Source organism: Isoptericola dokdonensis DS-3 (assembly GCF_001636295.1).
Lineage (GTDB): Bacteria > Actinomycetota > Actinomycetes > Actinomycetales > Cellulomonadaceae > Isoptericola > Isoptericola dokdonensis.
Map to the genome: position 1 here is coordinate 524200 of NZ_CP014209.1, position 13770 is coordinate 537969.

The 13770-nt window shown below is 74.1% G+C and carries 16 protein-coding genes; 5 read left to right on the forward strand and 11 right to left on the reverse strand.

From position 1 onward, the window contains the following. Positions 1-5: 5 nt before the first annotated feature. Positions 6-560, reverse strand: coding sequence for a cyclophilin-like fold protein (locus tag I598_RS02485; RefSeq protein WP_068200983.1), 555 nt, complete (start codon positions 558-560; stop codon positions 6-8). A gap of 230 nt (positions 561-790) precedes the next feature. After that, positions 791-1654, reverse strand: a complete 864-nt coding sequence (locus I598_RS02495) for a hypothetical protein (protein ID WP_068200986.1) — start codon at positions 1652-1654, stop codon at positions 791-793. A 258-nt stretch (positions 1655-1912) separates the two neighbouring features. Here I598_RS02495 and I598_RS02500 point away from each other — a divergent pair, with 258 nt between their 5' ends. Then, complete coding sequence (locus tag I598_RS02500; protein ID WP_068200988.1) at positions 1913-2473, forward strand: CG0192-related protein; 561 nt, start codon at positions 1913-1915, stop codon at positions 2471-2473. A gap of 48 nt (positions 2474-2521) precedes the next feature. Here the strand turns inward: I598_RS02500 and I598_RS02505 are convergent, their stop codons facing one another. Next, positions 2522-2911: a RidA family protein gene (locus tag I598_RS02505; RefSeq protein ID WP_068200991.1), complete on the reverse strand. Its 390-nt coding sequence runs from the start codon at positions 2909-2911 to the stop codon at positions 2522-2524. A gap of 124 nt (positions 2912-3035) precedes the next feature. Then, positions 3036-4196 carry a GTP-binding protein gene (locus tag I598_RS02510; RefSeq protein WP_232314235.1) on the reverse strand — a complete coding sequence of 387 codons (1161 nt, stop codon included), beginning with the start codon at positions 4194-4196 and terminating at the stop codon, positions 3036-3038. A gap of 93 nt (positions 4197-4289) precedes the next feature. Between I598_RS02510 and rpmB the strand changes: the two genes are divergently transcribed. From rpmB to ykgO, 4 genes are all read left to right on the forward strand, one after another. Continuing rightward, positions 4290-4526 carry a 50S ribosomal protein L28 gene (gene rpmB, locus I598_RS02515; RefSeq protein WP_068200995.1) on the forward strand — a complete coding sequence of 79 codons (237 nt, stop codon included), beginning with the start codon at positions 4290-4292 and terminating at the stop codon, positions 4524-4526. Continuing rightward, a complete protein-coding gene (rpmG, locus tag I598_RS02520; protein ID WP_068200997.1) occupies positions 4526-4690 on the forward strand; it encodes a 50S ribosomal protein L33 in 165 nt (54 codons plus the stop codon). The genes rpmB and rpmG overlap by 1 nt, the downstream gene beginning before the upstream one ends. Next, entirely contained in the window at positions 4690-4995 is a 306-nt protein-coding gene (rpsN, locus tag I598_RS02525) for a 30S ribosomal protein S14 (protein WP_068200999.1), read from the forward strand. Before rpmG ends, rpsN begins: the two co-directional genes overlap by 1 nt. Before the next feature lie 83 nt (positions 4996-5078). Further along, complete coding sequence (ykgO, locus tag I598_RS02530; protein WP_068201001.1) at positions 5079-5201, forward strand: type B 50S ribosomal protein L36; 123 nt, start codon at positions 5079-5081, stop codon at positions 5199-5201. A gap of 68 nt (positions 5202-5269) precedes the next feature. On the opposite strand, the gene I598_RS02535 is transcribed toward ykgO, so the two are convergent. The 7 genes from I598_RS02535 to I598_RS02565 form a co-directional block, all read right to left on the reverse strand. Then, positions 5270-6469, reverse strand: a complete 1200-nt coding sequence (locus I598_RS02535; protein ID WP_083972781.1) for a hydroxymethylglutaryl-CoA synthase — start codon at positions 6467-6469, stop codon at positions 5270-5272. Further along, entirely contained in the window at positions 6466-7521 is a 1056-nt protein-coding gene (locus I598_RS02540; RefSeq protein ID WP_068204785.1) for a hydroxymethylglutaryl-CoA reductase, read from the reverse strand. Before I598_RS02540 ends, I598_RS02535 begins: the two co-directional genes overlap by 4 nt. Continuing rightward, the gene (gene fni / locus I598_RS02545; RefSeq protein WP_068201003.1) at positions 7514-8728 is read right to left on the reverse strand and encodes a type 2 isopentenyl-diphosphate Delta-isomerase; all 1215 of its coding nucleotides are present in this window, start codon (positions 8726-8728) and stop codon (positions 7514-7516) included. Before fni ends, I598_RS02540 begins: the two co-directional genes overlap by 8 nt. Further along, a complete protein-coding gene (locus I598_RS02550; RefSeq protein WP_068201005.1) occupies positions 8721-9815 on the reverse strand; it encodes a phosphomevalonate kinase in 1095 nt (364 codons plus the stop codon). The genes fni and I598_RS02550 overlap by 8 nt, the downstream gene beginning before the upstream one ends. Beyond that, a complete protein-coding gene (mvaD, locus tag I598_RS02555; protein ID WP_068201007.1) occupies positions 9812-10792 on the reverse strand; it encodes a diphosphomevalonate decarboxylase in 981 nt (326 codons plus the stop codon). The genes I598_RS02550 and mvaD overlap by 4 nt, the downstream gene beginning before the upstream one ends. Next, complete coding sequence (gene mvk, locus I598_RS02560) at positions 10789-11823, reverse strand: mevalonate kinase (RefSeq protein WP_198155737.1); 1035 nt, start codon at positions 11821-11823, stop codon at positions 10789-10791. Before mvk ends, mvaD begins: the two co-directional genes overlap by 4 nt. Positions 11824-12077: 254 nt before the next feature. Continuing rightward, positions 12078-13715, reverse strand: a complete 1638-nt coding sequence (locus I598_RS02565) for an FAD-dependent oxidoreductase (protein WP_068201009.1) — start codon at positions 13713-13715, stop codon at positions 12078-12080. Positions 13716-13770 lie beyond the last annotated feature (55 nt).

Consider the following 13770-nt stretch of genomic DNA (forward strand, 5'->3'; position numbering starts at 1 on the left):
TGCGCTCACGGAAGGACATCCACCGTGATCTCGCCCTCGAGGCGCTCCAGATCGTCGAGCGGAGCGTCGTAGCGGCCCAGGTGCAGGGTGAGGTCGGAGTATCCGATCCCCTCGGCGTCGTAGTAGAAGCCGAGATTGCCCCACGGCACGAAGTAGATGAGGTCGCCGTCCTCCGGATCTGATCCTGGCGAGCCGTCATGCTCCAGGTCGCGCGGCAGGTAGGCGATCTTCTCCCGGCCGTTGAGCTCCTCGAGGTCCAAGGTCAGCGGCAGCATGTTCAGGAAGTCGCGCGTGGCCGGGCTGTCCTCGCCGATCGTGACGTCGACCGTTTCGTCGTCGCCGGAGAACCGGACGACGGTGCCCACGACCTCGTCGCCGGTGCCGTCGCTGCTGGCATCCGAGCTGGCGCTCCCGCTGCTCGGCGGCGAGGGAGCGGTGGCGGGTGCGGAGGCTGGTGGGCTGTCGTCCTGTCTGACCTCGTCGGCAGGTCCGCACCCGGCGAGGGTGAGCGTCAACGCTGCGGCTGTCGCCGCGGCTGCGCCTGGGGGTGTGAGTCTCATCGTGTTCGGTCCTGTCGTCCGAGATGGGCTTTGGCCGTCTGGTCGTCCATCTCACGCCAGTTCGGCGCGACCGGGGAGACTCTCTCGATACAGACCTTCTCAGGGACCCCATGGGCGGAGCTGGTCAAGGAGCCGACCGCGATGGTCGCCCTCATCCGCGATCACGAGGGCAAGGTGCAGGGGTCGACGCGCCGTCCTGGCAGTCGTGCTGGCACGCGCCTGCCGACCAGCTAGCCAGGGACGACCTCGATGTAGCTGCGCGCGAACGAGGAGTAGAAGTCGAGCTTCGACATCGGCTCCAGGTGTTCGACGGATTCTGCGAGGTCTTCTGGCGTCGCGCCGTCATGCCCGGTGAGCACGAGCCAAGGGGCGTCCGCGACAGCACACTCGACCCACCGCTGCTGTGTGATGTTCGAGATCTTCTCGTGGCACCGCCCGACGCTGAAGTCGCTGTCCGGAAGATCATCGTCGATCGAAGCAGTGGAAGCGACATGGATCTCGCCGCCGTCCGCGAGCTCGTAGACCGCTATCGACGAGCCGTCGGGCCCCGTGGACAGGTAGGCCTGGGTGTAGTCACCCGAGAGTTCGTAGGGGCGCGCGAGGACAGCGGCACGTTCCGCGTAGTCGTCGAGGACGCCGGTGGCGACCACGACGGCTGCCACCAGCGCTGGTATGCCGAGCACCACTGCGGAACCGATCGCGGCCACGCGCCGGGTCGCGGGGATCGCGAGGGCTGCGACCGCCGTGGCGAGCAGGCCGCTGATCGCCATCGACAACGCCCAGTGTGCACCCGGCGATCCTTCCGAACCCAGAAGGACGAGGGGCGGAACCGAACCGACAAGCACGGCGAAGAGTCCCAGGAAAGGCTCCCCGCCTGCCCGACGGATGGCCAGCGTGCAGGCGATGACGAGGCCGACCAGTACGCCCCCCATGACGAGTGCACCGATCGGGAGGCCACCGCTCCAGGTCAGGATCAGGGTGTAGAAGCCGGCCGGCAGCACGACCAGGCCCACCAGGAGGCCGACCCCTGTCGCCGTCACCCACCCCGTCCTGGTCGTGGACGGGCCGCCGCGAGACGTCGAGGTGCTGCTCATCGGGCCACCGGGACGTCGTCCGAGGGTGCGCCCACGGGGTCGACGCCGCGGGCAGCTCCCGATCGCCCGGGCTCGGATGACGCAGAGCGGTGAATGGCGGCCTCCAAGGTCGAGGTGTCCAGAGTGCCAGATCGGCCGGACATCCATCACGGATCATCACCACCGTCACCCGACGAGCGACTGACCGCCACCGATCGGTGCAGCAGTCCCGCGTCAGGTGCTGACATCCGTCGTGCGTCCGTGTGGTGGGATGGCCGCATGGCGATCCTGCACCGGGCGACCCTCGCCCCGACCAAGACGGAGCTCATCGCGGCCTGGCTGCCTCACGCCCCCTGGTTCGACGGCGAGGTGGGGTCGGTCGAACCGGTCGGCGCGTACCGCTTCGACGACCCGGCGGGCGAGGTCGGGATCGAGTCCCACCTCGTCGTGGTCGCCGGGCGCACTCTCCACGTGCCGCTCACGTACCGGGCCGCCCCGCTGGCGGACGCCGAGGAGTGGTTGGTCGGCAGGACCGAGCACTCGGTGCTCGGTACCCGGTGGGTGTACGACGCCGTGGGCGACCCGGTGTACGTCGCCGAGCTGCTGCGTGTCATCCGTGACGCCGACGGCCAGGTGGAGCTCCTGGTCGAGACGCCGGACGGGCCGGAGCGACGTGAACCCACCATGGACGTGCGCGGCACCGGCGGGGCGGTGCCCGCCGACGCGCGGGTCGTCGTCGTGCGCGAGCCCGGACAGGCCGCAGGGGACCTGGACGGACCCGCGCTGACCGGCACGTGGGCGGGGCAGCCCGCCCCCGCGATGCTCGCCCACCTCGCCTGACCTCCCCCACGACGCGCGAGCCGGCGTGGCGCCCGAAGGACGGGCTGCTCAGCGCTCCGGGACGGCGGCGACGGCCTCGATCTCGACGAGCACGCCGGGCCGGGACATCGGTACCGACACGACGGTGACGGCCGTGCGCTGCCGCCACACGTCCGCCGACGCGGCGTAGGCGTCGTCCGGGTCGACCCCGGCGGTGAGGAAGATCGTCAGCTTCGCGACGTGCTCGGCGTCGGTGCCGGCCTCCGCCAGCACGGCCAGCACGTTGCGCAGCGCCTGCTCCGTCTGCGGCCCGAGGCCCTTGAGCAGGGTGCCGTGCTCGTCGATCCCGTTCTGGCCGCCCACGTACAGGGTGCGGCCCGCAGGCAGGATCATGCCCTGGGCGAAGGCGGGGCTGCGGGGGACCTGCGGCGGGTCGACGGGTTCGGGGCGGGTGCTCATGGCGGGCTCCTTGCGCTCGGACGGGTGGTCAGCATCCCGCGCGCCTCCGACAGACCGGACCGTCCGGCGCCGACCGCGACGCCCTCCGCGGGCCCGCAGCGGACGCCCGGCGCTCTCGACCAGGTCAGGCAGGGGTCCGGTCGCCCAGCCAGGGGGCGAGCACGTCGTGCGCCCCGAGCCAGGCGAGGCCACCGTCGGCGACCTCCTGCGGGGTGGTCACGACCGCGTCGAACGCGGTGACGATCCGGCGGCGCAACCGGTCGGCGTCGGCGGGATCGCCCGCACCGACGACGCACAGTCGCGTCGTCGGCTCCGCGCCGGCGGCGACCTGGTCCCATGTGCCGAGATCGGCGAGGCAGGTCTGTCCGCCGGCGCCGTCCCACAGACACGCGGAGTCCGGACGGTTCGCCACGCGGAACACGCCGCGGGCCCGGACGGGCCCGGTGCCGAGGTCCTCCACGCGGTCGAGCAGCCGTTCGGGGTGGAGCGGCCGGGCGGCGGTCAGCACGAGCGTCCAGCTGCGGTCGGCCGCCCGGACTTCCGGGCGCGCCGTCATGGCACCGGGGGCCGACAGCGGGTGCGCGCGACGCTCCGCAGCGACGGCGTCGTGCCTGCCGGCCGCCAGATCGGCCGCGCGCAGCCCGTGCAGCCCGTCGAGGCGACGGGTGCCGGGGCCGCGGAGGCGGTCGACCAGGCCGGACCCGGTGGCGCAGGTGCCGGTCGTGACGACGAGGTCGACCTGCTCGAGCTGGGCCGCCAGCGCCTCCCCGACGGACCGTTCGTCGTCCTCGGCGAGTTCGAGCCCGCGCTCCCCGCAGAGCTCTGCGCCGAGCAGGTCGTCCTCGAGGGTGTCGAGGTCGGCGACGGCGAAGGTCGTGGCCAGCCGGCAGCGGGCCAGCGTCCCGCCGGGGGAGGTCTCCACCTCCAGCGCGCGGGTGACGGGCAGGGGCTCCGCGGTCGTGGGCAGGGCCAGGACGACGGCGGTCCAGCGGCCGTCGGCGGCGAGGCGGCGCAGCGTGGGCACAGCGTCCTCGCGGACGCAGCAGGACAGGCAGGTGTGCTCCAGGGCGACCCGTTCGTCCTCGAGGACGCCGTCGGCGTCCATGACGACGCGGCGCAGGGTCCCGTCGTCGGTCGCGAGGTCCAGGCGGACGGTGACCGTCCCGGGTGCGTCGAGCGAGAGCCCCGAGACGGCCGCCTGCTGCAGCACCGGGTCGACGGACACCAGCAGGCTGAGGGCCACGGGCTCGTCGTCGGGTGAGTGGTCGTGGGGGAATGCGGACAAGGCCCCTCCTTGTTGTTGAGAACGCTTCTCACGTGTGCGACACTCTAGCCTGCTGAGAAGCGTTCTCAACAACTCGAACGGAAGGGGGACGCCATGTCCGCCCGCTGCCAGGTCCTCGGGACGGTCCCGGGGTTCGGCCACTCCATCTCGCACTCCCACGTGCGGACCAAGCGCCGGTGGGACCCGAACATCCAGAAGAAGCGCTACTGGGTGCCCTCGCTGGGACGCCACGTCACGCTGCGCGTCAGCGCCAAGGGCATCAGGACGATCGACCGCCAGGGCATCGACGTCGTGGTGGCCCGGATCCGCGCCCGAGGGGAGAAGGTCTGATGGCCCGCCACGAGCTGCGCCCCGTCGTCAAGCTGCGCTCGACCGCCGGCACGGGATTCACCTACGTGACCCGCAAGAACCGGCGCAACGACCCCGACCGGATGGTGCTCAAGAAGTACGACCCGGTCCTGCGCCAGCACGTCGACTTCCGCGAGGAGCGCTGATGGCCAAGAAGTCCAAGATCGCGGCCAACGAGCGTCGCGCCGAGGTCGTGGCCCGCTACGCCGCACGGCGCGCCGCGCTCAAGGAGGTCGTCGCGTCACCTGCGTCCACGCCCGAGGAGCGCGCCGCGGCCGTCATGGCGCTGCAGCGTCAGCCGCGGGACGCGAGCCGGGTCCGCCTGCGCAACCGCGACGTCGTCGACGGCAGGCCGCGGGCGTACTTCCGCGCGTTCGGTCTGTCCCGCATCCGGTTGCGCGAGATGGCCCACCGGGGCGAGCTGCCCGGTGTGACCAAGTCCAGCTGGTGAGGAGAAGCCATGAAGAAGGACATCCACCCGACCTCCGGCCCCGGCGAGCAGGTCGATCAGCGCTACGGGAAGATGGTCACTCGATGAAGGTCCGGTCGTCGCTCCGCTCGCTCAAGCTCGCCCCCGGCTCGAAGGTGGTGCGCAGACGCGGCAAGACCTACGTCATCAACAAGCAGAACCCGCGGTACAAGGCCCGCCAGGGCTGACGACCGGGCACGACGCGGCGCCGGGTGGATCGTCCACCCGGCGCCGCGTCGTCCCGTCAGGAACCGGCTCAGGCCCCGGCGACACCCTCGTACCGCCGGGCGAGGTTGCGGACCCCGGCGAACCGGAACGGCGCGGAGGTGGCGACGGGGACGTCGTGGTCCTCGCTGCCGCGGGCGCCCGCGGCAGCGTGCAGCGCACGGTACGTGGCGAGGTCGACGGGCTTGCGCTCGTCGAGCACCCGGAGGTTGTCCTCGGCGCGCAGGTGGTCGCGGTAGCCGTCGCGCACCACGCCGGTGACGAGCTCGCCGACGGCGCCCGACCCGTAGGAGAACAGGCCGATGCGCTCACCGGTGAGGTCGGTGGGGTCGTCGAGCAGCGAGGCGAGCGCGGCCCACAGGGACGCGGTGTAGGAGTTGCCGAGCCGCCGGTTGTACCGGGTGGTGGGCTCCAGCAGCGCCTCGTCCAGGGCGGCGCCGGTGTGCTGGGCGAGCTTGCGGTGCGCCTTGGTGGCCATCCGCGTGAACGGCTGGTGGTAGCAGAACCGCGCGAACTCCTCGATCCCGTGGCCGCCCTGGGCGCGGTAGTCGTCCCAGGCGCCGGTGAGGGCGTCGAGGTACGCGGAGACCGACAGGCGGCCGTCGACCACCGCGGAGGCGTGGTCGTTGGGGCGCCAGAAGTCGTCGACGTCGGCGGTGTGCACGCCCGAGACGGGGTCGATCGCCAGCAGCGCCGGGTCGGCCTCGACGAGCATGGCGACGGCGCCGGCACCCTGGGTGGGCTCGGCGGCCGTGTCGACGTCGTAGCGGGCGACGTCCGCAGCGACGACGAGCACCTGCTGGCGCGGGTCGCGCGCGACGATGCCGAGCGCCGCCTGGAGGCCCGCGGTCCCGGCGTAGCAGGCCTGCTTCAGCTCCACGGTGCGCACGGACGACGGCAGGCCGAGGAGGCGGTGGACCCACACGCCCACGGACTTCGACTGGTCGACGCCGGACTCGGTGGCGACCAGCAGGGTGCGGATCCGGTCCGTGCCGTGCCGCTGCACGAGGGGCAGGGCCGCGGAGGCGGCGAGGGTGACGACGTCCTCGTCGGGCGCCAGGACGCTCATCTCGTCCTGGCCGAGCCCGACGCGGTACTTCGCGGGGTCGGTGCCGTTCGCCTGCGCGAGCTGCGCGAGGTCGAGGACGTGGTGGCCGGTGGCCAGGGACAGGTCGCTGATGCCGATCATCGTCGCCTCGTGGGTCGGGCCGGGTGCGGGAGTGGTGGTCATGCGACGCTACCGGCGTCCTGGCGGCGCCGCTCGAGCCGCAGGTGCGCGGCCATGAGCTCGCCGGGGTTGGTCTGCGCGGCCATGAGCGACAGCTCGCCGCACAGCACGCTCGCCGCGACGAGGGCGGCGAGCCGGCGCGCGTTGGCTCCGGGCTCACGGTCCTCACGGCAGCCGAGGCGCACCATGGCGTCCTCGACGACGGGCAGGTCCTTGCCGTTGCCGACGGTCCCCACGATGAGGTTCGGCAGCGTGCAGGAGAAGTACAGGTCCTCGCCGCGGGCCTCGGCGTAGGTGATGCCCTGGGAACCCTCGACGATGTTGGCGGCGTCCTGGCCGGTCGCGAGGTAGAACGCGAGCAGCATGTTCGCGTAGTGCGCGTTCGCGGAGCGCAGGGAGCCCGCGGCGATGCCGCCGACGAGGTTCTTGCGGGTGTTGAGCTCGACGACGCGCGCGGCGGTGGTGCGCAGCTGCTTGGCGACGAGGTCGGCGGGGATCAGGATCTCCGCGACGACGTTCTTGCCGCGGCCCAGCAGCCCGTTGACGGCGCTGACCTTCTTGTCGGTGCAGAAGTTGCCCGACACCGAGCCGTACGACAGGCGCGGGTCCGCGGCGAGCAGGTGGTCGAGGATCAGGTCGGCGGCCTGGGTCACCATGTTGTGCCCGGAGGCGTCGCCGGTGGTGAACTCCAGGCGCAGGTACAGCAGGTTGCCGACGATCTCGTCGCGCACCTCGATGAGCTTCGCGAACCGGCTCTGGGTGGACACGAGCCCCTGGAGCTCGCCGATCCGCCCCTGGATGTCGAGGGACGCGGCGTACGCGGTGGCGGCGTCGGGGGCCACCAGCAGGATGGAGCGCGCCATGCGCTCGTCCACGACGGTGACGGTGATGCCGTCCTCCACGAGGCGCGACACCCGGGCACCGCGGCCGACGGACGGCCACAGCGGCGTCTCGTACGTGGCGAGGGGAACCTCGACCTCCCCGGAGACGGCGTTGCCGCGCACGCGGATCGGCCCGACCCAGCGGGTGGGGATCGGGGTGGCGGTGTCAGGCATGCGGTGCTCCATCGTGACGGGCCGTGAGGTCGGGACTGAGGTCGGGTGCGGGCCGGGCCGCCGTGCGCCGCGTGAGGGCGCCGACGTCGATCCCGCGCAGGGCGGCGAACTCCCGCACGGTACCTCGCACGAGGACGTCGGTGGTCATCAGCTCGGCCGGGGTGCGCGCCCCGAGGAGCCCGTGCAGGGCCGCGAGGTGCGAGCGCCACACCTCGATCTCCTCGACGAGCCGGGCGGCGGCGCGGTCGGTCGCGGCGGCGTCGCGCGGGGGCTCGCCGTCGTCGAGCACGACCCGCAGGAAGCGGCCGGCCACTCCGGCGGCGCGGGCGCCGAGCGCGAGGGCGCGCACGACGTCCAGCGGCGTGCGGACGCCCCCGGAGGCGAGCAGGTGCGGTGCGCCGGCGGGGGCGTCGAGCAGGCACGCCACGGCGGACTGGCCCCAGCCGCGCAGGTAGGCGAGGTCGCGGGTGGGGCGGCGGTCGTTCTCGATGCCCACGAAGTCGGTGCCGCCGCGACCGCCGACGTCGGCGACGGTGACCCCGAGGCCGGCGAGGCGTGCCAGGGTGCGGCCGCTGAGCCCGGCCCCGACCTCCTTGACGACGACCGGCACCGGGGAGGCGGCGCAGATCGCGGCGACGTTGCCCGCCCAGGTCTCGAAACGTCGGCTGCCCTCGGGCATGACGGTCTCCTGGGCGGCGTTGAGGTGCACCTGCAGCGCGTCGGCCCGCAGCATCTCCACGGCGCGGACGGCGTCGTCGGGGGTGCGGTCGGCGCCGAGGTTCGCCATGACGAAGCCGTCCGGGTTCTCGTCCCGCACCACCGTGAAGGTGGCGCGTGCCGCGGCGTCGTCGAGCCCGGCGCTGACCGACCCGGTCGCGACCGGGATGCCCGTGGCCCGTGCGGCGATGCCGATCGCCCGGTTGACGCGGCCGGTGGCGACGCTGCCGCCGGTCATGCCGTTGACGTACAGCGGCAGCGGCCAGCGCCACGGGCCGACGGCCGCGGTGAGGTCGACGTGGGCCGGGTCGACGCCGTCGAGCGCGTGGTGCAGCAGCTCGACCTCGTCGAAGTCGTTGCGCGGTCCGGCACCGGCGGCCAGGGCGGCCTGCTGGCCAGCCGCGAGGCGGACGTGCTCGTCCTTGCGCCCGGCCCGGGCCGGGTCGGGGGACGGACCGGCGGGACCGGCCGGCACGGTGGGCTCAGTCATCGACACCGCCGGCGTCGGGGTGCACGGAGATCGCCAGGTGACGGATGTCGTGCGCCTCCCAGCCCTGCATGATGCGTCCCACGTCCGCGGTGTCCGGGGCGAGCACGATGCCGCAGTCGCCGCCGCCCGCGCCGGACGACTTCCCGGCCGCGCCGGCCGCCTCGGCGACGTCGGCGAGGGTGCTCAGCCCGTCGGTCTCGATGGCGAGACCGGTGGCGTCCCCGAGGCGGCGGATGACCCCGCGCGCGGAGCGCAGGGCCGCGGCGGCGGCCTCGTCGTCGCCCGCGTCCAGGGCGGCGGTCAGGGCGTCGACGCAGTCGCGGGACTCCGCCAGGAACACGTCCTGGTCGTAGGCGCCGGCCCGGTGACGGCGCTGCACCTGGTCCACCAGGCGCTCCGTGGAGGCGGGGCTGCCGGTCCAGCCGACGAGCAGGCGCAGCGACGCGGGCGGGGTCAGCCGGCGCAGGTCCAGACCGGCCCAGGCCTCGTCGTCCACGAGCAGGTCGCCCACGGCGACGCCGTCGTCGAGCCGCGCCCGCAGCCGCGCGCGGTCCGGCGCCGAGTAGCGGATCCAGCCGCCGAACGTGCTCGCCGCCAGGTCACCGCCCGACGCCGTCGGGGCGACGCGCACGGTCGCGAGCAGCGCGAGCTGGAACGCCTGCCGGCGCGTCAGCCCGAGCCCGTAGAACTCGTCCAGCGCCCGCACCGTCGCGACGGTGACGGCGGCCGACGACCCGAGACCGAACTTGCGCCCCGACGCGTCGTCGAGCTGGCTGTCGATCCGCAGGTCGAAGAACCGCGGCGCGACACCGCGCTCGGCGCGCAGCCGCTCCACGAGCGTGATGACGGACATCACGTAGTCGTACGGGTGGTGCTCGACGTCGATCGCGACCCCGTCGCCGTCGCGCCGCCACACCAGCGGCAGCCGTCCGTACTCGGGCGAGTGCACCGTCCCGGCCTCGACGCTCTCGCGCAGGTGCACGGTCAGGTAGCGGTCCACGGCGACGAGCACGGCGGGCTGACCCGGCTCGACGACGGCGTACTCGCCGGCGACGAACAGCTTGCCGGGCGCGGAGACGCTGATCACGAGGCGGCTCCGGCGCGTCCGTCCGTGACCTCGACGCCCGGTCCGGACCCCGCGACCGTGACCTCGCCCGCGAGGCCCGAGCCCCGCAGGGCGTCGGCGACGGCGTCGCGGTCCTGCGGGCGGCACAGCGCGACCACGTTCGGTCCGGCGTCCGCCGTGGCGTACGCCTCGACGCCCTCGGAGCGCAGCGCCGCGACCCGGTCGAACAGAGCCACGCTCGCGGGGGCCAGGTAGCGCACCGGCGGGTCGCACGCCTGGATCGACGCGTGCATCCGCAGCGCGGACAGCTCGGTCAGCTCGCCCATGCGCGTGTAGTCCCCGCGCTCGGCGGCGGCGACCATCTCGTCGAGGGTGGCTCGCGTGGAGGTCACCCAGCCGTCGTAGTAGGGCGACGTCGCCGCCGTGCGGTTCATCGCCTCCCGGCTGGAGACGGCCTTGGGCCCGCCGTCGACCGTCGCGACGACCATCGCCAGCTCCGGGCTCGCCACCGGCTCGGCGTAGGAGGACTCGTCGTCGCCCGCGTGCCACACCGACACCCCGGGCAGGATCGACCGCGCGGCCGAGCCGGATCCGCGCCGGGCCAGGCGGCTGAGCGACGGCGCGTCGAGCGGCAGGCCGTAGGCGGCGCTCGCGGCCGCCGCGAGGGCGGCGAACCCCGACGCCGACGACGCCAGCCCGGCGCCGGTCGGCCCCGCGTTGACGGACGTGACCCGGGCCCGGGCGGTGGACCCAGCACGCTCGCGCACCAGGTCGAGGAACGCGACGACCCGGGCGGCGGGCGTCCCGGTGGCGACGCCGCCGTTCAGCTCGAAGGCGTCCTCGGGGCCGTCGACGAGCTCGACGGTCGTCGTGGTGGGGAACACGTCCAGCGTCAGCGACAGGCTGCCGGTGGCGGGGAGGTTGAGCGCCGCGTCCTGCTTGCCCCAGTACTTGACCAGGGCGATGTTCGGGTAGGCGCGGGCGGTTGCGGCGGTCATGCGGTGGGCGTGCTCCCGGTCGGGCTGGTGGGCTGGTCGGCGGTGGTCGGGCTGAGCGGCGAGGTCCACACGCCGGTGGCCCCGGCGGCGGCGTAGGCGTCTGCGACGGCTGCGGCGGTCGCCGCGTCGGCGCACAGGGCGACGGCGCAGCCGCCGCGCCCCCCGCCCGTGAGCTTGGCGCCGAGCGCCCCGGCGGCGCGGGCCGCCGCGGTGAGCCGGTCGAGCTCGGGGCTGGACACGGTCAGGGCGGCCAGGTGGGCGTGCGCCTCGTCCATGGCGGCCCCGACGGCGCCGAGGTCGCCCGCGGCGAGGGCGTCGCGGCCGACGGCGACCAGCGCGCCGAGGCGGTCGAGCGCGCGTCCCGCCGCGGGGTCGGCGTCACGCAGCGCGCGCACCCCGGCGACGGCCGCGCGGGTGCCCCCGGCGACGCCGGTGTCGGCGACGACGAGGACGCCGTCGGCGCCCACGGGCAGCAGGCGGGCCTCGCCGCGGTGGAACCAGAGCGGGCCGTCCGCGACGACGCTGCGGGCGTCGAGACCGCTGGGCGCGCCGTGCGCGACCCGCTCGGAGGTCTGGACGAGCTCGTGCAGGTCGTCAGCCTCGAGGGTGACGCCGAGGGCGTCAGCGACCGCGCGCACGACGGCGGCGGCGACGGCGGCGCTGGACCCGAGGCCCCGCTCGTGCGGGACGTCGCTGGTGACGTGCAGCGCGGCGGTGGCCTCCAGGTCGGCGGCGTCGTCGGGGCGCAGGGCGGTCAGGGTGGTGCGCAGCGCGGTGAGCGTGGGGGCGAGCCGGTCGGGCGCGGCGGCGAGGGGCCCGGTGTACAGCGACGTGGTGAGGGTCGCGGCGGGGGCGTCGAGACGCACGTCGGCGCGGGCTGCCAGGCGGGGGAGCGGGACGGCGATCGCCGGCGACCCGTGGACCACGGCGTGCTCGCCGAGCAGGATCGTCTTGCCGTGCGCGACGCCGCTGCCGGACGTGGTGCCCGCGGTCCGGCCGGACCGGTCCGCGCTGAGCTGCTGGGCGCTCACCGTCCCCCTCTCCTCGTCGTCGTCGCTTGGCGCGCACGGTCGCCGGGTGCGTCCGGGCCGGTGGGCGCGGCGCGTCGGCGCCTGTCCCGGCATGCGCTCGGACGACGTTACTCGACGCCGGGGCCGTCGAACGACATCCGGGGCGTTCCGTACATCGATCGATGCGAACTCTTCACGTGCCGACCTCCCGTGGGGGACGGAGCAGGGCGCCGCCGGAGGTCCGGCGACGCCCTGCGCACGGCGGTGGCCGCCGGTCACCGCTCCTGTCGTGCCATGTCGCGGGCCGCGCGCAGGCCGAACACCGAGGCCGGGCCGATGGTGGACCCGGGCCCCGGGTACGTGCGGCCCATGACGGAGGCCGACGCGTTGCCCGCGGCGTAGAGGCCGGCGATGACGCTGCCGTCCTCGCGCAGCGCCCGGCTCTCGGTGTCGGTGAGGACGCCGCCCTTGGTGCCGAGGTCGCCGACGACGACCTTGTAGGCGACGAACGGCCCCTTCTCCAGCGGGCCCAGGCACGGGTTGGGGCGAACCGTCGGGTCGCCGTAGTAACGGTCGTAGGCCGAGTCGCCGCGGCCGAAGTCCTGGTCGCGGCCGCTGCGCGCGAAGCCGTTGAACCGGTCGACGGTGGCGCGGAAGGTGTCCTGCTCGAAGCCGAGTCGCTCGGCGAGACCGGCGAGCGAGTCGGCCTCCACGGTGATGCCCTGGGCCTTCATGGCCTTGTTGGTGCGGGGGTCCAGCGCGAAGGCGCGCAGGTAGCGACGGGCGAAGCGGCGCTCGACGACGAACCAGTAGTCGCCGCCGGCGTCGTGCTCGAGCATGTGGTGGCCGAGGTCGACGTACGACTCGGCCTCGTTGGCGAACCGGCGGCCCTCGGAGTCGACGATGATCGAGTACGGCAGCGACCGTTCGCCGACGAGGAAGGTCGCCTGCGCGCCCGCGACCGGCTGGATCGACGCTCCCCACCAGGCGTCGTCCATGAGCTCCAGGTCGGCGCCGACCTCCTCGGCGAGCTCGTGCCCCTGGCCGAGGTTGCCGGGGTTGCCGGCGGGGTTGCCCTCGATGCCGTGGTACTTCAGCCGCCACGGCGCGTTGTGGTCGAAGCCGCCGGTGGCGATCATGACCCCGCGGCGGGCGTGCACGGCCACGGTGGCGCCCTCGTGCTCGACCTCGACCCCCACGACACGGCGGCCCTCGGTGAGCAGCCGCCGGGCGGGGCTCTCCAGCCAGAGCGTGGCCCCGTTCGCGACGAACACCGCGTGGCCGAGCGCGCCGGTGAGCGCACCGCCGATGCCGATCTTCTTCTGCCCGCTCAGCAGGCCGCCGAGGGTGCGGAAGACGAACCGGGCGCCGCGCACGAACCCGTCGGCCGTCGACCAGGCGCGCTGGAGCTGCCAGACGTCGTCGGTCATGGCGGGCAGCGGCATGAGGATGCGCTGGGTGGCTGCGAGCCGGCCGAGGCGTCGTGCGTTGAACGGCCTGACCTCGACGGCCCGTCCGATCTTGCCGCCGGCGAGCTCGGGGTAGTAGTCGGGGTAGTCACGGCCCCTGGCGAAGGTGATGCCGTACTTCTCGGCGGTGGTCACGTAGTCGGAGACCCCGTCGACGAACGCCTCCTTGCGGGCCGTCGAGGTGCAGCGGCCGACGTCGCCCACGCATCGCTCGAGGTATTCGAGGGCCTCCTCGCGCGAGTCGCCGACCTGCTCGCGCCGCATGAGCGGGTTGTCCGGCAGCCAGAGCCCGCCCCCGGACATGGCCGAGCTGCCGCCCCACTTGACGGTGCTCTCCACGACGAGGACGCTGAGGCCCTCGTCGATCGCGCCGAGCGCCGTCGTCAGGCCGGCGGCGCCGGACCCGACGACGACGACGTCGTAGGTGTGGTCGGGACGCTCCATGGTTCGCTCCTCCTTCGGTACCGGACAGCGATGTCCGGTGGGACGAACCTACACG

Excerpts from the sequence above, each read along its gene's own strand:
- I598_RS02485 (WP_068200983.1), bottom strand. The coding sequence starts at position 560 with ATGAGACTCACACCCCCAGGCGCAGCCGCGGCGACAGCCGCAGCGTTG.
- I598_RS02495 (WP_068200986.1), bottom strand. The coding sequence starts at position 1,654 with ATGAGCAGCACCTCGACGTCTCGCGGCGGCCCGTCCACGACCAGGACG.
- I598_RS02500 (WP_068200988.1), top strand. The coding sequence starts at position 1,913 with ATGGCGATCCTGCACCGGGCGACCCTCGCCCCGACCAAGACGGAGCTC.
- I598_RS02505 (WP_068200991.1), bottom strand. The coding sequence starts at position 2,911 with ATGAGCACCCGCCCCGAACCCGTCGACCCGCCGCAGGTCCCCCGCAGC.
- rpmB (WP_068200995.1), top strand. The coding sequence starts at position 4,290 with ATGTCCGCCCGCTGCCAGGTCCTCGGGACGGTCCCGGGGTTCGGCCAC.
- rpmG (WP_068200997.1), top strand. The coding sequence starts at position 4,526 with ATGGCCCGCCACGAGCTGCGCCCCGTCGTCAAGCTGCGCTCGACCGCC.
- rpsN (WP_068200999.1), top strand. The coding sequence starts at position 4,690 with ATGGCCAAGAAGTCCAAGATCGCGGCCAACGAGCGTCGCGCCGAGGTC.
- ykgO (WP_068201001.1), top strand. The coding sequence starts at position 5,079 with ATGAAGGTCCGGTCGTCGCTCCGCTCGCTCAAGCTCGCCCCCGGCTCG.
- I598_RS02535 (WP_083972781.1), bottom strand. The coding sequence starts at position 6,469 with ATGACCACCACTCCCGCACCCGGCCCGACCCACGAGGCGACGATGATC.
- I598_RS02540 (WP_068204785.1), bottom strand. The coding sequence starts at position 7,521 with ATGCCTGACACCGCCACCCCGATCCCCACCCGCTGGGTCGGGCCGATC.
- fni (WP_068201003.1), bottom strand. The coding sequence starts at position 8,728 with ATGACTGAGCCCACCGTGCCGGCCGGTCCCGCCGGTCCGTCCCCCGAC.
- mvaD (WP_068201007.1), bottom strand. The coding sequence starts at position 10,792 with ATGACCGCCGCAACCGCCCGCGCCTACCCGAACATCGCCCTGGTCAAG.
- I598_RS02565 (WP_068201009.1), bottom strand. The coding sequence starts at position 13,715 with ATGGAGCGTCCCGACCACACCTACGACGTCGTCGTCGTCGGGTCCGGC.